20 protein-coding genes and 1 pseudogene are annotated in these 14933 nt (G+C 55.4%); 6 read left to right on the top strand and 15 right to left on the bottom strand.

Annotated features, from left to right (window positions below):
- Positions 1 to 31 precede the first annotated feature (31 nt).
- Together QMG40_RS11830 and QMG40_RS11825 are read left to right on the top strand one after the other, a co-directional pair.
- Positions 32 to 745: a GNAT family N-acetyltransferase gene (locus tag QMG40_RS11830; protein WP_283531262.1), complete on the top strand. Its 714-nt coding sequence runs from the start codon at positions 32 to 34 to the stop codon at positions 743 to 745.
- Positions 746 to 769: 24 nt separating this feature from the next.
- Positions 770 to 3097 (top strand): DEAD/DEAH box helicase, encoded by a 2328-nt coding sequence (locus QMG40_RS11825; RefSeq protein WP_283531261.1) that lies wholly within the window; start codon positions 770 to 772, stop codon positions 3095 to 3097.
- A 136-nt stretch (positions 3098 to 3233) separates the two neighbouring features.
- Here QMG40_RS11825 and QMG40_RS11820 read toward each other — a convergent pair whose 3' ends face one another.
- From QMG40_RS11820 to QMG40_RS11810, 3 genes and pseudogenes are all read right to left on the bottom strand, one after another.
- Complete coding sequence (locus QMG40_RS11820; protein ID WP_283531260.1) at positions 3234 to 3608, bottom strand: Rv3654c family TadE-like protein; 375 nt, start codon at positions 3606 to 3608, stop codon at positions 3234 to 3236.
- Positions 3592 to 4083, bottom strand: a complete 492-nt coding sequence (locus tag QMG40_RS11815; protein WP_283531259.1) for a TadE family type IV pilus minor pilin — start codon at positions 4081 to 4083, stop codon at positions 3592 to 3594. The genes QMG40_RS11820 and QMG40_RS11815 overlap by 17 nt, the downstream gene beginning before the upstream one ends.
- A 192-nt stretch (positions 4084 to 4275) precedes the next feature.
- Positions 4276 to 4392, bottom strand: a pseudogene (locus QMG40_RS11810) (DUF4244 domain-containing protein); the annotation flags it as partial.
- Positions 4393 to 4490: 98 nt separating this feature from the next.
- Between QMG40_RS11810 and QMG40_RS11805 the strand changes: the two are divergent.
- From QMG40_RS11805 to QMG40_RS11795, 3 genes are all read left to right on the top strand, one after another.
- Positions 4491 to 4619 (top strand): hypothetical protein, encoded by a 129-nt coding sequence (locus QMG40_RS11805; RefSeq protein ID WP_283531258.1) that lies wholly within the window; start codon positions 4491 to 4493, stop codon positions 4617 to 4619.
- A complete protein-coding gene (locus QMG40_RS11800; protein ID WP_283531257.1) occupies positions 4616 to 5032 on the top strand; it encodes a helix-turn-helix domain-containing protein in 417 nt (138 codons plus the stop codon). Before QMG40_RS11805 ends, QMG40_RS11800 begins: the two co-directional genes overlap by 4 nt.
- Before the next feature lie 424 nt (positions 5033 to 5456).
- Positions 5457 to 5681: a hypothetical protein gene (locus QMG40_RS11795; protein ID WP_283531256.1), complete on the top strand. Its 225-nt coding sequence runs from the start codon at positions 5457 to 5459 to the stop codon at positions 5679 to 5681.
- A gap of 17 nt (positions 5682 to 5698) precedes the next feature.
- Here QMG40_RS11795 and QMG40_RS11790 read toward each other — a convergent pair whose 3' ends face one another.
- The 3 genes from QMG40_RS11790 to QMG40_RS11780 are packed head-to-tail and all read right to left on the bottom strand — an operon-like array spanning position 5699 to position 7156.
- Positions 5699 to 6220, bottom strand: a complete 522-nt coding sequence (locus tag QMG40_RS11790) for a hypothetical protein (protein ID WP_283531255.1) — start codon at positions 6218 to 6220, stop codon at positions 5699 to 5701.
- Entirely contained in the window at positions 6204 to 6674 is a 471-nt protein-coding gene (locus QMG40_RS11785) for an arsenate reductase/protein-tyrosine-phosphatase family protein (protein ID WP_283531254.1), read from the bottom strand. The genes QMG40_RS11790 and QMG40_RS11785 overlap by 17 nt, the downstream gene beginning before the upstream one ends.
- Positions 6671 to 7156 (bottom strand): NUDIX domain-containing protein, encoded by a 486-nt coding sequence (locus tag QMG40_RS11780; protein WP_283531253.1) that lies wholly within the window; start codon positions 7154 to 7156, stop codon positions 6671 to 6673. Before QMG40_RS11780 ends, QMG40_RS11785 begins: the two co-directional genes overlap by 4 nt.
- A 148-nt stretch (positions 7157 to 7304) precedes the next feature.
- On the opposite strand from QMG40_RS11780, the gene QMG40_RS11775 reads away from it, so the two are divergent.
- Entirely contained in the window at positions 7305 to 7751 is a 447-nt protein-coding gene (locus QMG40_RS11775) for a hypothetical protein (RefSeq protein WP_283531252.1), read from the top strand.
- Between the two features lie 807 nt (positions 7752 to 8558).
- Here QMG40_RS11775 and QMG40_RS11770 read toward each other — a convergent pair.
- The 9 genes from QMG40_RS11770 to QMG40_RS11730 form a co-directional block, all read right to left on the bottom strand.
- The gene (locus tag QMG40_RS11770) at positions 8559 to 9335 is read right to left on the bottom strand and encodes a hypothetical protein (RefSeq protein ID WP_283531251.1); all 777 of its coding nucleotides are present in this window, start codon (positions 9333 to 9335) and stop codon (positions 8559 to 8561) included.
- 14 nt (positions 9336 to 9349) lie between these two features.
- Positions 9350 to 9496, bottom strand: a complete 147-nt coding sequence (locus QMG40_RS11765; RefSeq protein WP_283531250.1) for a hypothetical protein — start codon at positions 9494 to 9496, stop codon at positions 9350 to 9352.
- 301 nt (positions 9497 to 9797) lie between these two features.
- Positions 9798 to 10037: a hypothetical protein gene (locus QMG40_RS11760; RefSeq protein ID WP_283531249.1), complete on the bottom strand. Its 240-nt coding sequence runs from the start codon at positions 10035 to 10037 to the stop codon at positions 9798 to 9800.
- A gap of 188 nt (positions 10038 to 10225) precedes the next feature.
- On the bottom strand, positions 10226 to 10423 hold the full coding sequence (locus QMG40_RS11755) for a hypothetical protein (RefSeq protein WP_283531248.1): 198 nt from the start codon (positions 10421 to 10423) through the stop codon (positions 10226 to 10228).
- A gap of 29 nt (positions 10424 to 10452) precedes the next feature.
- Positions 10453 to 11715, bottom strand: a complete 1263-nt coding sequence (locus tag QMG40_RS11750) for a DUF3631 domain-containing protein (RefSeq protein WP_283531247.1) — start codon at positions 11713 to 11715, stop codon at positions 10453 to 10455.
- A gap of 493 nt (positions 11716 to 12208) precedes the next feature.
- Positions 12209 to 12337 (bottom strand): hypothetical protein, encoded by a 129-nt coding sequence (locus tag QMG40_RS11745; RefSeq protein ID WP_283531246.1) that lies wholly within the window; start codon positions 12335 to 12337, stop codon positions 12209 to 12211.
- Complete coding sequence (locus tag QMG40_RS11740) at positions 12334 to 12516, bottom strand: helix-turn-helix domain-containing protein (protein ID WP_283531245.1); 183 nt, start codon at positions 12514 to 12516, stop codon at positions 12334 to 12336. The genes QMG40_RS11745 and QMG40_RS11740 overlap by 4 nt, the downstream gene beginning before the upstream one ends.
- A gap of 557 nt (positions 12517 to 13073) precedes the next feature.
- Positions 13074 to 14501 (bottom strand): recombinase family protein, encoded by a 1428-nt coding sequence (locus QMG40_RS11735; protein WP_283531244.1) that lies wholly within the window; start codon positions 14499 to 14501, stop codon positions 13074 to 13076.
- A gap of 17 nt (positions 14502 to 14518) precedes the next feature.
- Positions 14519 to 14785, bottom strand: coding sequence for a hypothetical protein (locus QMG40_RS11730; RefSeq protein WP_283531243.1), 267 nt, complete (start codon positions 14783 to 14785; stop codon positions 14519 to 14521).
- Positions 14786 to 14933: the final 148 nt, after the last annotated feature.

Raw genomic sequence — 14933 nt, 5'->3', positions numbered from 1 at the left:
TGACCCCACCGTCCGGGGCTAGGCTGAGGACATGTTGGTTGGTGCCAAAGAACTGAGAGAGCATGCAGAGGCATGGTTTACCGGCTGGAGCGCGCTACGAAGCTATCAAACCCGCTCGGGGGAAGACTATTGGGCCGCCCTAAGGCTTGATCGAAGCAGTGACTGGGAGTATTTCACCTGCGATCCTTCCCCTGCTGCTTTTACAGCCTTGGCTGCTGAAGTAGCGGCTTCGCCGAAACGGGCGTTATGCGTGATCGGACCTCGTGTGCATGAATATGTAAAGCTTGCGCACCACGCCAAAATGGGCATGGTCTCAACCTCTGAACATCTCATGATGTGTGACATGGAAAACCAAGATAACCAAGACCCTTTCCTTGGTGATCCTGAGTTGACTCTACTGGTCAAAAAATTTGGTGGAAAACGCACTACCTCTCCCTGCCAAGCCCGTTTTTCAGTGGCCATCGTGCGGGGAGAAACAGTCATGGCCAGAGGAACGGTCGGCATATATGGTGAGAATGCGATTTTTGACGGGCTAAAAACGCGTGCCGCCTACCGCCGCCGCGGATTCGGGATGCTCATGATGAAAACTCTCACCGCCAAGGCCCTTGACTACCCTGTGACCACCGGTCTGCTCTTGGCCAGCACGCGCGGCCAACGCCTGTACAGCAAACTTGGCTGGGCCTCTCTAAGCCCCGTCACTGTTCTGGTGCCCAAGGAGCGACTGGCGCAGATGACAAGGCTGTAATGGTAGCGGTGGCACAATGATGTGATGCCCACAAATACTTCGTTGATCTCTTTGCTGGGCGGAGGAATGAATCCTCCGCAATTGCAACACGTCCACAGGATTCCGTCCCGGCAAGCCATCAACGAGGCATGGCCCGAGTGGGTCCATCCCGACCTTGTCAGCGCCTATTCATTCCTTGGCGTGGTGCAGCCGTGGCGTCACCAGATACTAGGAGCTAACGCCGCCCACCAGGGCCAGCACACAATCATCGCAACAGGAACAGCTTCGGGGAAGTCCCTGGCGTATCAGCTGCCCGCGGTCGATGCTGTTCATAGAGCCGCACTTGCGGTAAGGGAAAATCCTGGCCAACTAGAGGCCAACGGCGCAGTTGCCTTGTATCTTTCTCCCACCAAGGCGCTCGCCGCAGACCAACTGGCCGCGTTGAACGCACTGAAACTGTCCACTCTTCGTGCTTCCACTTACGACGGTGACACTGCCACAACTGACCGTCGTTGGATTCGGGACCACAGTAATTTCATCTTGTGCAATCCGGATATGCTCCATTTTGGTGTCCTGCCCAACCACACGTGGTGGGCCCATTTTTTCAAGCGTCTGAAATATGTCATCGTCGATGAAGCCCACAGTTACCGCGGCGTTTTCGGCTCCCATGTGGCCGTGCTGCTTCGTCGATTGCGCCGGATATGCGCGCACTACGGGTCAGAGCCTGTTTTCATTGGGGCTTCAGCCACTTCTGCGGATCCTGGCACTGCCTTTTCTCGTCTAATCGGAGCAGACGTCACGACCAGCACTGAAGACTGCTCCCCTCATGGTGCAACCACAGTTGCCTTGTGGGAGCCGGAGTTGACCGACTTTAAGGGTGAGAACGGAGCCAAGTCCCGTCGCACTGCCATTGCTGAAACCTCTGATTTGTTAGCTAACCTTGTCTCCTCGCATGTTCGGACCATTGCATTCATAAAGTCTAGGCGCGGCGCTGAAACCATCTCTAGTGTGACCAAAAGACTCTTGGAGGACGTGGATCCGAGTCTTCCTCCTCGGGTTGCTGCTTACCGTTCAGGTTATTTGCCGGAGGAGCGCCGTGAGCTTGAGAAGGCTTTGCGTGCGGGAGACCTTCTGGGTGTTTCAAGTACTTCTGCACTGGAACTTGGCATTGACATCTCCGGCCTGGACGCCGTCCTGGTTGCTGGCTGGCCAGGCACTAGAGCCTCCTTCTTTCAACAGATCGGCAGGGCAGGGCGGTCCGGCCAAGACGCCTTGGCCGCGTTTGTGGCAAGCGATGACCCGTTGGACACATTCCTGGTTCACCATCCGGAAGCAATCTTTGACCGGGCGGTGGAGGCTACAGTGTTCGATCCTGCCAATCCATACGTTCTTGGTCCTCACCTCTGTGCAGCTGCCGCGGAGCTTCCCATCACTGAACAGGACTTGGCCCTTTTTGACTCAACTACTCCTGCTTTACTGGAGCAGTTGGTAGCGCAGGGATATTTGCGAAAACGTCCTGCCGGTTGGTTTTGGACACATCCTCAAAACGCAGCCGCCATGGTAAATCTGCGTGAAGACGGTGGTGGGCCCATCAACATCATTGAGGCAGACACCGGTACTCTGCTGGGAACAATGGGCTCGCCGCAGTCCCACTATCAAGCTCATACAGGCGCCGTCTACGTTCATCAGGGGACAAATTACGTGGTGCTTGAACTCAATGAGGCAGAGCATTGCGCCCTGGTACGCCGTGGCACACCAGATTTCTACACCACTGCACGAGATGTCACACAGATCGAGGTGCTGGAATCGACAAAACACGAATTGTGGGGCCCGGTGGAAATGCACTTTGGATCCGTCCAAGTCCAAACCCAGGTTGTTTCCTTCCAACGTAAGGCCATCATCTCCAATGAAGTATTGGGCGAGGAACCGCTGGAGCTAGAAGCCAGGGACCTCTTCACCAAGGCTGTCTGGTTCACCGTGGACAATGCGACGCTGCTAGCCGGTGGCCTGGTGGAACCACAATTTCCGGGTGCCCTGCACGCCGCCGAGCATGCGGCCATCGGCCTGCTCCCACTAGTCGCCTCCAGCGACAGATGGGATGTTGGCGGCGTATCCACCGCCATTCACGCTGACACCGGACAACCAACAGTGTTTGTCTATGACGGCCATCCCGGAGGTGCGGGGTTTGCCGAGCGTGGATTCGATATGGCTCGTGTCTGGCTCAGGGCCACCATGGAAGCTATCCAAGCGTGTGAGTGTCAGTCCGGGTGCCCCTCATGTGTCCAATCCCCTAAATGCGGCAACAAGAATAACCCCTTGGATAAAGCCGGCGCAGTCCTGCTGCTGCAGATCTTGCTTAACAACGCACCGTAACGATGGGGCCGCAATGAAGGTCCTGGAAGCAAAACACCGAAATGAAGTCCTTGGAGTAATTGCCCTGCTTAGGCCCGGGTAGTCGTGGTGGAAAACAGCGTAGGAACCAACGTTAAGTCAGGCTTTGTGATAGCTATCAGGGCTGCAGCGGTGGGCTGGAGTCCGGAGGTGGGCCTGCTCTGGCCTTGCCGGTTGCCTGCAAGGGAACCCCCATACCAGTTGCCAAGTGAACCTCTACCTGTACCGAGAAATCACCTGCCGCAATGCACCCAATAAGTATGGCTCCGTGCCGCCCTGCCACGTCAGCAGCAACGAGGCACGGCTCTCCCTCTGTAAGCCCTCGGTAAGTATCTGCCGCCGCAAGGGCGGCCATATCCGCGGCGGTGGCTGCCTTGGCAGCTGCGGCCGCTGCTTGAGCTAACCCTAGGATCAAAACCATGAGTATAAGCATGGTCAGCGCAAGCCCGGCAGCCAATACCGTTCCCGAGCCTCGCTCACCCGCGGACAACACAACTACCGCTCAGAGCTAAGGCCGATCCCCCACACAGACCCGATCGAAACAGATATTCATCAGACCGGGCCCACCGCCACAGTGCGGTCCTGAGCGCCCTAGCTCCGCCAAGAAGATTCCTTTGTATTGGCTTGTGCCGGACAAGTAAAAGTGCCGTTTGTGCTTCTACCTTGACGCTGGAATGCGCAGTTTGGGTCCATTGAATGAGACCGGAGAGAACCCCTCCAACTCGGCCCTGAACTGTAACGGTGGCATAGCCGCCGGACGTCCCCACGGAGACATCTACTTTCTGCCCCGACACCCGGGCCACAATTTCCAGGACCTCCACTGAAGAATCGCCTCGAGCCAGGGCGCGAGCCCCTGCTCTAGCACCCTCCTCCAAACGCAATTGCAAGATGCCAGCCGCAACACTGAACAGCAAAATAGCAAGAAGAACCGTCATCGCCGGCAGTAAAATGGCGAATTCAGCTGTCACCGATCCTGTCTCAGCTTTCGCATTCCGGACTCCACCTAATGTCTCTTTCCTAAGGACAGATACTCTGCGGCCCCTGCCTGGCCAGAATGAATGCTGGCGCCGCATTCGGATCACGCGTCTATGTTTTTCCTGTGGCTGCATTACTTTCCTCCTCCCACACTCACGCCCGGTGATTGGTGCCTTTTTCCGGGGCTAGAAGCTCAGGGCTGTTCGGATAATGTTCAGCAAGAATCCCCGTACCTCGTCACTTTTGAGAATTACAACAAGGAGCCCGGCAAACCCCACAGCCGCCAACGTTGCGATGGCATATGGGGAGACTATTTGAAGTTACCCGTTCAAATGCGGGAAATGCCCCGGCAGGATGACAGTCCTCCGAGGCGTGGCTACCAGTGAAAAGGACCGGCAACATGAACAACCTTACAGCCCGCGCCGTGCAAGGCACAGTGCAATTCGTTTTCTACACGCTCATTTCAGCGTGCATCCTACTTTCCCCCGGCATCATTGGTGTTCTGGCTGAGAGCGTGGTGGGAGCATGAACAACATTGTCAGCACTGAAAACATGGCCGTCCCCATGCGTGCCAAACACCGGGCAACAGGTGAGATGGGCACTGTTACCGCTCTAGAGCCAACAGCTCACGGAACATTCGTCCATGTCACTTGGGACGATGCCGACGCAGCAGATATGCCGTCAACGCTGCGTGTCGAGTACGTCATGCTCACTGAAGAACTACTCACCACGGCAGGGCCTTACAGCTACTACGATGCGATGCTTGCCAAGATCAACACTCGCGTTTCAAATTCCGCTGCCACTCGTAAGGAAATTGCTGCTGCCGTTGGATGTTCTCAGGACACGTTACGCCGCAAATTAAACGGTAAGTCGATGCTGACCGTTCGCAACATTGGTTCCCTATCCCGTATCTTAGGCTGCCGCATGTCGGAACTCGTCTAACCTCCCAGCCCTGCCAGCCCGGATTTCAAATCCGGGCTAGGTCGCGTTTGAAACGCGACCTACTGGCAGCGGCCGGGATGCAAGCAAGATCGTCAATTTGACGAACCTGCTCGTTTCCAGGTTTCTGCCTGAGTCTTCCAGCCCTTCGACTTACTCAATAGGGCGCGGTGTTCATACCAACCTTCAAGCCATAACCGCATGGCTACCGATACCCACGGCCGGGGTACCGGGTGACGCCAGCCTGCCCGGATCTTCCCGGCGGGCTACAGGCGTTCAAATATCGCTGAGAGTTGGCGGGGGCTTTGGGAATCGTCGGCGGTAGGGGACTTGCAAGGCCAGCCCTTTAGGTCCGTTTCATCTTGAGTCCCGCTCAATGTCACACCCTGCCTATAACGTCACCACCAACAACCCAAGGAGATCCACCATGAAAACTCTCAACCCCGCCATCGCTGAACAGTACAACCACACCTTGACCCATATCCGCCAGCTTGTAGAAACGTCCACACTGCCCCGCAAAGCCATTGCTGATAGCGTCGGCCTCTCCGCTGCAAGGATGCGCCGCAAGCTTGCAGGAGAAACAGTGCTCACCGTAAACGACGTGTGCGCCTTCGCCTATGTGTTCAAGGTCGATCCGGCCGAACTGGTCTAACCTGACCTGATTCAAAATCAAACCATGGGGTCTGTAGTAAACCACTTCCAAACCTGTGCTGCGGACTCGTACTTCGCAGGCTGCACATCTCCAATGTCCACAAGGACCTCCATCTCACCCTCGATAAGCCTAGGCTGCGCCAAGAACATTTCAGGTGTCATTTGGACAGTCCAGATCGACGCACCACTATTGAAGTTGTACTGAGATGAACCGGCGAACATGCGAGCAACGTGGAGTGACGTGGTCCACGACACGCCACGGCGCGACTGGTTTGGCGCGCCTCGGTATAGCTGCCTACCTTCCGGCGCCTCGGGTAGAGGCTGGAACCTGACATCATCACCATCGTAATGCTCTTTGGCATATGTGAACATAGTGATCCACTTATTGCGGCTGAGATTCCAACATGGCCAGCGCTCATTGAAATACTGTCCCAAGACTCGCTTCGCAAAGTCTGGTTTCAATTCTCCTGAATCGAACTCGTCCCACAAGTCCTGCGGTGTGGTTTGCCGCCGATTCATAAAGCTACCCCAAACGTCCATACTGAATTCCTTCCATGATGCCAGCGCATCCTTGCTCAATAGTTTGAAATACAGATTCATAGATCACGCGCTCATGTCCCCATGGATTGAAAATGTCTGGATTAGTGACTCCTGGGCAGAAATCGGCGAAGCTACGGATCTTCTTATGGAGGCTCTTGTCAGTAATTCTGATTCTTAGAATCGATCTGGTGAAGGAGTCCATAGGTAATATCAAATCTGCGGTATCAGCCCACCCCCATGCGAACGGTTGCGAACCAGCCGAAGCGCCGTCATACCCATTCGCAGTTAGCACCTCGAGTGAAACCGGGTCCACAGGCTCACCGTGCTTAACCTGAACGCCAGCAGACCAAACCTCAACATCTTCTTGACCAACACCATGCAGCATGTCTTTTAGAACAATCTCGGCAGAAGGAGACCTGCAAACGTTCCCGATACAGACAAAAACGATTCTCATTTGATCAACTTTCTAAGTGACGGCCATGAAGCCCTGAGAGCAGGATGCAAGCGCATCCCCGTTATATCTTTGATTCCTACCCATCTATGCTCTGTGGACTCAAAGTCTGAGATAGCATCGAAACGTTCTTCTACGCTCGCAACAACAGTGGTGTACTTCCAGAAATCTAGATCGAACTCATGTGTTCCAACTATGTGCAGGGATGCCTCAGGTAGTCCGCATTCTTCGCCCGCCTCACGCAATGCACCATCAACCGCAGACTCGCCGAACCGCAAAGCGCCGCCGGGAACGCACCACGTACATCCATCGTCAGTCCATGCTGCTCTCTTTTGCATCAGAATATTGCTGTTGGAGTCATAGACAAGGATTCCTGCGGCGCCATAGCGACCCCAATATCGTTGACCATCATTGCCATAAACCCATGCTTCGCTATTCAAGTGCGCTAGACCTACGTTATTGAGCCTCAATCCAGAAGCCTCCATGATGTGTCCTTTCTAATTTGAGTGCCTTATTGCAGCCCGCCGCAGTGACGGACGCACCCCATCCAATGCCGTCAGCGCAGCTGACACCATGCCCCAAGTAGTGGTGAGCCCATACCCTGAGGTCAGTGGAGGTCAATATACTGGCCGTATGCAAAAATCCCCGAATAGAGATTTTCAATACAAGGCAGTGTCGGCCGGAATCGCGCTAGGCATGTGCATTCTCGAACGTTACGAATTGCCCGGCGCTAAAATGCCTCTGGAATTTGCTTTCGAGAACGCGTGGCGGTCGTGGGGACACCGCATTAGATTTCCCGCGATGGACAAGGTATTCGATTTTAATGTGCCTACCCAAGATCCATACATCGTATTGACCAGCGCTAATGAGCGAGTGCAGACACCGCGAGTGCCTTACTACTGGGACGATGGCGAATTGGGAGGTCACCAAATCTACGGCCGCGATGGCTGGGAATGGGACCCAACCATTCAAGACGATGCGGATTTTGTTGCCGGGCTGCTCACCGATGACCCCACTATCCCAGCTAGAGCTTGGAAAGCACTCGCACGCGCCCTGTTTGCAGAACTAGACGCAAGCTAGAACACCACAAACGACTAAGGACCCCCGGCCGGCTTACTGGCTGGCCGGGGATTCCACAAAGCTGACGGCCTCCGGTCGCCCGTTGGTTAGGGGAGTTCCTTTCAAAGAACACGCCAGAGCTTGCCCGTCAAAGCGCTGGCCTATCAATGCGGACGCAACCGCTCCAAACCATCGTTCAGCCCCACCGCGTGGTGAGGTACCCGCGACGTTCACGCTCCCTCAATTTTAACAGAATCGTCAGCGCAAAACCTGGCAACGCTGGGCGCATGAATCCCACCAAAACCGAAGCCCCAGAGTGGTCAACGCGCCCTGGGGATAGGACCCTCCCCTCCCCACGCTGGGCACTCCCCCGGCTATAGTGCCATTTTCACTCATGACGTTTTTTCCACACAGCCCTGTTTCGACGTTTTCCCACACTACGGGCACAAAACCGCCGTTTGGCGGTCGTTGTGGGCGTCCCGGTTCATCTTTGAACCGACGGGAAATGGGCTCCCCTGCACGCATTCATCCTTTGGCGAATTGTCACGGATAATCCTTGTAAACACGCGGATCTTGAAGCTTAGCATCCTGTGCCGGACTGGAAAATTTGGCAGGGCAAATATGCCGCTAAACCACTGTCTGGCACGTCAGAGACACCCCTCGGAGGGCTTGACACATGGTCAGCCCGTTTGGAGCGAACCCCACGGGGGTATTGGCCCTATAGCCTGGGGTGGGCCTGGCGGTGGTGTGGGGAGGGGGCACTCCCCTGGGTCATTCGGTTAGTGCAATGGCCGCGCCGTGTGATTGACGCGGCCATTGGTTCTGTTGTTAGTTGTGTAGTTCTGTTCCGAGTTGGAAGACTTCTACGGTGACTTCTTGGCTTGCCCTGTAGTCTGCGTGGGCTGTGCTGTTGTGGAGTTTTTGCCATTCACTGACGGTGGGGAAGATGGGGTTGTATCCGTCGCGGATGAGTGTTGCCCACCATGAGAGTTTTTTTGGGTTGGGCTCTCCGGTTTTGTCGATGCTGCCGGGCTCTTGGGTCCATGCTGCGTCTCCGGTGAATGCTCCGCTGTGTAGGATTCGGCGGGCCTTTTCGGTTTGTTCCAGGCGGGTGATGATGTCGGCGTTGTCTTTGATGATCTGCGCTTGTTTGTAGTCGCCTTCGGCTAGGGCTGTGTCTAGATCCCATGAGGCGTGGGGGGCGTTGTCGATGAGTGCGGTGAGTTGGCCTATGGCGGGGTTGAATATCTCGGCACGGAGGGCCTTGATGATGTTGTCGGCGTTGGTGTTGAGTTTGTCCACGTAGGTTTGTGAGCCAAGTTCTACGATGGCTTGGGCTAGTGGGATGCGCATATTTTCGGCTGCGGCGAGTGCGAGGTGTTGTGCGGGGCTTTCTCCGTTGAGGACTGCACGGGCTGCGGCTGCCATGTGGTCAGCGTAGGGCAGTACCTTTTCGATGAGCTGGCTTGCACCGATGGCGTGTGTTGTGGGTGGGCCGTCTGTGATGTCTTTGGGTAGGTTGAGCTTTAGGCGGCGCAGGATGGTAGCTAGGGTTTGGGGGTCTTGGGGGCGTTCGCCGTTGGGGGTCATATCGTAGGTGCGCATTGTGTGGTCCTTTTCTAGCGGTTGTTTTTGGTTTGGTAGATGGCACGTCCGGCGTCTGTGGTGCCGGGGTCGGGTGTCACGGGTTCTAGTGGTTCTGGTGCTTTCCCGTGTTGTTGTAGGTAGATTTGTCGTCCTGCGTCGGTGGCTCGGTTTTCGGTCATTGTGTGGGTTCCTGTCTTTGGAATTTGATGGTGAATGTGTTTGTTATGCCGGGTCCCCATGTGAGGGCGTTTGCAGCGTTGCTGTTGCCAGCAGCGGCCATGCGTCTGTCTGTGCGGTAGCACTGTGCTGTGACGGTGCGTTCGTGTCCGGGGCGTATGGGCCAGGGTTTGAGTTCTTCGGCGTGGTACTGGTGGAGGTCTCCGCAGCGCGGGCATTTGATGGTTACTGATCGGTCGTGGATGGTGATGGGGTGAATTATGGTGGTTCGTGGCATTGGCGGTTCTCGGTCTCCTTCGCGGGCTATGCGGGGTCAATCTCAGCGGTGGTGCGGGTTTCGATGGCGTCAAGAATGTCGTTTGCCATTTCTATGGCTACTGAGTCTGGGATGACGAGCCAAGTGCGGGCTTGTTTGATGAATAGCCCTAGGGTGTTTTCGCCGTTAGGGGTGGTCAGTTTGGCTTGGCGTACTTCTATCGAACGTATGTTGTTCGTCCACTGTTCGGGGCCTGAGATGAATGGTGTCCAAGTATTAGTTGACATGCCCTATTCCTGTTCTGCTGGTGTGGTTTCGAGGGGCTGTGACGGGTTTCCTGCGGCGTCCATCATGGGCAAACTGTGGGGGCGTGGGCGGGGCATGTACTGGCTCGGGCACTCTGGATGGTGGGCAGTGGACCCCCGAAGCCCCCATCCTTCAAGAGCGGCTTTGCAGTATGAGCATCCGTTGGTGGTCATTTAGTTACCCGTTTCCGGTAGGTGGGGCAAGTGCCCTCGTGCATGACGTTCACGGCGACGATGGGGCCGTTGATGAACGCTTCAACCTCGGCGTTACAGTCGTGGCAGGCAGGGCCGTCGAGCATGAGCGCCTGATTGTCAACGAAATTGGTAATGTGCGGGGCGATGGTCTTGGGGTGCATGTGATTGGTCATCGTCTTATCTCCTTGGTGGTTCGCGGTGTTCATGCACATGCCTGGTGAATGTTGGTTTCGGTGTCGTCGAGCAGGTCGCCGCATTCGGTGCAAATGGGGAGATTCTGAACGGATGGTGAGCTTTGAACGGATGGAACGGATTGATTAGGGGGTGTGTGCCCGAACCGTTCCCAAGCGTTCTCGAACTCGGCCCGGTAATATCCTCGGGCTCGGTCGCCGTCTGATCGCTGCTTGGAATGAATCTTGAAAGCTTGGGAAAGCATTCCTGCCATGCGCTTAGTCGTGATCGTTTTACCCATGTAGTTCTGCATCCCCCACATTTCTGGATTGTGCTTGGCGAGCTGTAAGGCAATGACGCTTGATGGTTTGAATAGGGTGTCCCCCCAGGTTGCGTGAACGTCCCTGAGTAGGGTTACCGCTGGTGGGAGTTTGGAAATTCCGTCCGCTCGTTCCATATTCACTTCTTCAATGTCCCTTCGTATGAGCTCGTCAACGACTCCGGGCCACCGTCCGCCTGCTACTTCGGCAATTCGGCGTAGTGGGTTCCATTTCTCTTTCATGCGCCCAATGCATCCCTCGGGAAGTTCGGGGCGTGCTGTCCTGACGTTTTCGCGGAATTCGTCCGCAGCTTGGCTGATTGCTTCGAGAAGGTCTCCTGCCATGGGTTCGATGTTTTCCCAGTCGGATTCCTCCACGGTGCCGTTGAAGTCCGGCATGAGTAGAACGCGGATAATGCGTGTTCTCGTGTCATCCGGAAGTGCAGGTGCGTTTCCGGCTATGGCAATTGGGGAGTATGTCGGCATACGGTGAACATCCCAGCCACCCCCAGCTACGGGAACAAGAGTGGGGCGAGAAGCGCCGCGTTTGTAACCGGCGTTGATGATCGCAATGAGTTCCCCAACCTCGGGTTTCTTCGGGTCAAGGGTCCTGTCCGCTTCGTCAATCAAGATGGTGGTTAGTCCCTTGTCGATCATCCGGGGAATCAGTGCCGGGGAACTGATGGAGGATGCCTGTAACGGATTGAAGGAGAGACGTTCAAGATGTTCTAGGACGGTCGTTTTGCCTGAGTTCGGCATGGTGGAATCAATCTGTAATCGGGGCGTTGTATAGCTCACATCACAGAAATGTGTATGCACTGCCCAAAGTGCCAGAATGTCGAGGTCGGCATCATCCATGACGCAAATAAAGCGGCTGAGCCATACCCGCGAACGGATCAACACCTCCCCCAGTAATGATCCGTTCGAAGCGTTCGAAGCGCTCCAAGTGTTCGTTAGGTCCATAGTTGCGGTCATCGTGCATCACGCTCCCTTGCGGCTTTTACGTCGATAAAGCTGATGGTCGTCACGAGGTTCTTTCTGATTTCGGCTCTGAGTTGAGGTAACGCCAGGGCGCGGCATGATGGGCATAGCCAGTCATCTGGGCTGATGCAGTCGCATTGGGGCGGCTGAACGTCGGCGGTTTCTGCTAGGCTGTTGAGTGCAAGATTTATTAGGCCCTTGGATTCGTTGCCGGGGGCCTTTTCTTGTGTCTGAGACACTAAAAATCACCTTCTGTTGGGATTAGTTGGCAGAGTTGAATGCTGGCGTCAAGCCCTGCCATGTGAGCTCTGTCCACTGCCCTTTGTGCGCTCGGGAGATTGAATAGAACGCGGCGGCGGTACTTGGGATCGGTGACTGAACCACGTACTTGCACCACTGCGACGTAAACGCCAGCCACTAGACCCGTGTGATCGGGTAGGGGTTGGATCGTTTCTAGCTCACTTGTGTTAACGCGGTCGGGCTTCACTTAGGCATCACCGCTTGTTGGGCGCAGAAGAACCGTTACGCGGCGGATCTGTTCAGGGGTTGGTGCAGCCCAGGTGGCGACTGTGGCGGCGATGTGGGCGGCCAGTTTGTCTGTGTATGGACTCTTCACGGTCGATCCTGCAGAAATCGAGCGTCCGTTTCGGAGATGTTGATTCGAATGATTTTTGGTCCTACGCGGTACACGGCGATTTCTCCAGACTCAATAAGTCGGCGGATTGTTCGCGGGTGGCAGCTATAGCGCGTGGCGGCTTCGTTGATGCTAGCCAGTTCAGGGAGTGAGCGGGGCATGATTTCTCCTTAAATAGGAATGCCCCAGCGAGAGCCGGGGCATGGTGTGGTGGTTAAACAACAAAACCGACCACGGGGTGTGATCGGTTCAATTTCAGCGGGTGTTCAGTTTTTGGGCATAAGAAAAGCCCGTATCTCCCAGTAACTTCATGGGGTGATTTTCGGGATTTGTGGAACTCGGTGCTCCTAACAGGCGCGAATGCCTGCTGTCCGTAGCTCTTTCTTGGCTACAGGGACGCCGGGTTTGCGTCCTGTCTATGTTTTTAGAGACTTCTGGGCCTCTTTGAGACACTTTACATGAAAGACCTCCATAGTCCTAATGTGTCACTGAAATGCACACATAGAAGCGAACTTGGCGCGGGAGAATACTTTACTGCGGCTGTTAGGCCTGCCGTCAAACGACGGTCTTCTGTAATGCTTACTCCCCGCAGTGCTACACGAGGGTGACTCTTACCTGTAAGGCTAGAGGCCGTACTCTGACGGTCTTGGTGATTCAGAGACTTGTGCGCCTCTACTGTCATACTTTACATGAAAGTACACGTGTGTCAAAAGCTGCCCTAAAGCGTCACCTGAAAAATTGGTTTTATGTCCACCGTCGTAGGATCAAAAGTGCCACGGTAAGGCCCTGACGGCTGCAGTGTGATATCGAAAAGGACCCGCAGCAGTTCACGTTTTACGTCCGTATCCTTAGCGAGGAATACTTCACCGGCATTCTCGGCAAATGCGAAACTTGCCATGATCCGACTACCGACATTCGCGGCTGCGCTCTGCTGCATGGAGTCGAGTTTCTGTTCAACTTCGCGACTGCCCTCCACTAGCTGACTCTCTGAGATGACACCCTGAGCAAACATCCGGGCCAAAGAATTCTTGCGCGCAATAAGCTCCCCAACGTCTGCAGATTCTTCCGGCGCTTCACGCTCGGCCAGTGACTTGGCATCGGCCATTACAGCGGCTTTGAAGTCTTCGCGGTCAAGGTAGGCGGCGGCGAGGCGCAGCACGTAATCATCCAAAGATGACATTGCTCGGTTAGCGTGGCCTGGAACGTATTTACCGCCCTCTTGGTGGATCTTGCACCGATAGTTACGGCGGTGCCCCTCAGCTCCGAAACCTGTCATGTATCTTCCGCAATAGCACTTCATGATCCCGCTCAATAGGTACTTGAATTTGGCCTCTGACTGTTGCGGGCGCTCGGGGCTGGTCAGTATTGCTTCGCACTGGCGGAACATCTCCAAGGGCAGGATCGCGGGCCATGTATCTGCCACCACTTCGCCATGAAAGGTCGTGAGTCCCGCGTTTCGGGACCGCAAAAGAACCCGCTTCACTTGAGTGGTGTTCATGGGTGTTCCTGCCAAGCTGACCACGCCAGCATCCGCCCAAGCCCTCGTGACGCTCACCAAAGACTTACCACCGATGATGGCGCGTGTCCCGTCGAGGATCTGTTTTCCGGCCATGGGCTCTACTTCGATCACGTCGCCCTGCTTATGCCATCCCCACGGCACGCGCCCGCCTAAATACTTTCCGGCTTTGGCTGCCTGGGCTTTCTGTCGGCGGATGCGCTCCCCTTTGAGCTCTGATTCTTGCTGTGAAACGGCACCAAGCATTTTCGCGACCATGCGGCCGTTGGCGGTGGTAAATTCAAGGATGCCAGCCTGTACTGTGTGAGTGTCCACGCCACGAGGCAAACATAAATCCATGTATCGTTCGAGTTCTTTGGTTTGGCGGTGAAGCCTGTCTGAGTTCCACGCTATGACGAGTTCCACGCGGCCAGCTGAAATGTCGGCCAGCATCTTTTCGTACTCGGGGCGCTTGCGGCCACTGAATGCAGAAACGTCATTGTCTGAGTATTCCTTCACGACTTTGGCGCCGATACGCTGGGCTAGGGTACGGCAGTCTTCCAGCTGGCGCTGCACGCCCAATCCTTCGCCTTTGGTGTCCCGGCTGATGCGCGTGTAGATGGCGGCCCGCTTGCCCTTTGAAGTCGTCATGCAATGAGTTTATCTCACTAGTGACTTGACACCATGGCCGCGTATTCAGCTGTCGCCATGCCCGCTTCCCTGCCTGACTTTGCCCAACGGCTTGCCCAACGGCTTGTCCAACGGCTTGTCCAACGGCTTGAATGCTCATGCTTCCTCGCGTGGCCTGGTGGCACTAAATAGTTCACCACAGGCGGGCTGCTGCAGGCCCCCACAAAAATTTCGCGGACGTTCTCTGCCGCAAAAACTCCCTCTTTGCCTGGTATGTGTCCTCTGGCGGCTTCGTTGGTGGTCATTTTCACTCCTTGAATTAATTTGAATCAATCGCTTGTGCGAATAGGTTGTACGAGCAGTTTTTCTCACTTGCTTTTTCTTGCCTTCACGCACTAAATGTTGTTGCGAGGCCTGCTGTGAACCCCGCCCACTTTCGGCTGGTAAAGCAAC

Source organism: Arthrobacter antibioticus, from assembly GCF_030063205.1.
Taxonomy (GTDB): Bacteria; Actinomycetota; Actinomycetes; order Actinomycetales; family Micrococcaceae; genus Specibacter.
Note: the sequence above shows the minus strand (reverse complement) of the source record. Positions and strands in the feature narration are given on the sequence as shown.

Coding starts and splice junctions, on each gene's coding strand:
- QMG40_RS11830 (WP_283531262.1), top strand. CDS start 32: ATGTTGGTTGGTGCCAAAGAACTGAGAGAGCATGCAGAGGCATGGTTT.
- QMG40_RS11825 (WP_283531261.1), top strand. CDS start 770: ATGCCCACAAATACTTCGTTGATCTCTTTGCTGGGCGGAGGAATGAAT.
- QMG40_RS11805 (WP_283531258.1), top strand. CDS start 4,491: ATGAACAACCTTACAGCCCGCGCCGTGCAAGGCACAGTGCAATTCGTT.
- QMG40_RS11800 (WP_283531257.1), top strand. CDS start 4,616: ATGAACAACATTGTCAGCACTGAAAACATGGCCGTCCCCATGCGTGCC.
- QMG40_RS11795 (WP_283531256.1), top strand. CDS start 5,457: ATGAAAACTCTCAACCCCGCCATCGCTGAACAGTACAACCACACCTTG.
- QMG40_RS11790 (WP_283531255.1), bottom strand. CDS start 6,220: ATGGACGTTTGGGGTAGCTTTATGAATCGGCGGCAAACCACACCGCAG.
- QMG40_RS11785 (WP_283531254.1), bottom strand. CDS start 6,674: ATGAGAATCGTTTTTGTCTGTATCGGGAACGTTTGCAGGTCTCCTTCT.
- QMG40_RS11780 (WP_283531253.1), bottom strand. CDS start 7,156: ATGGAGGCTTCTGGATTGAGGCTCAATAACGTAGGTCTAGCGCACTTG.
- QMG40_RS11775 (WP_283531252.1), top strand. CDS start 7,305: ATGCAAAAATCCCCGAATAGAGATTTTCAATACAAGGCAGTGTCGGCC.
- QMG40_RS11770 (WP_283531251.1), bottom strand. CDS start 9,335: ATGCGCACCTACGATATGACCCCCAACGGCGAACGCCCCCAAGACCCC.
- QMG40_RS11765 (WP_283531250.1), bottom strand. CDS start 9,496: ATGACCGAAAACCGAGCCACCGACGCAGGACGACAAATCTACCTACAA.
- QMG40_RS11760 (WP_283531249.1), bottom strand. CDS start 10,037: ATGTCAACTAATACTTGGACACCATTCATCTCAGGCCCCGAACAGTGG.
- QMG40_RS11755 (WP_283531248.1), bottom strand. CDS start 10,423: ATGACCAATCACATGCACCCCAAGACCATCGCCCCGCACATTACCAAT.
- QMG40_RS11750 (WP_283531247.1), bottom strand. CDS start 11,715: ATGACCGCAACTATGGACCTAACGAACACTTGGAGCGCTTCGAACGCT.
- QMG40_RS11740 (WP_283531245.1), bottom strand. CDS start 12,516: ATGCCCCGCTCACTCCCTGAACTGGCTAGCATCAACGAAGCCGCCACG.
- QMG40_RS11735 (WP_283531244.1), bottom strand. CDS start 14,501: ATGACGACTTCAAAGGGCAAGCGGGCCGCCATCTACACGCGCATCAGC.
- QMG40_RS11730 (WP_283531243.1), bottom strand. CDS start 14,785: ATGACCACCAACGAAGCCGCCAGAGGACACATACCAGGCAAAGAGGGA.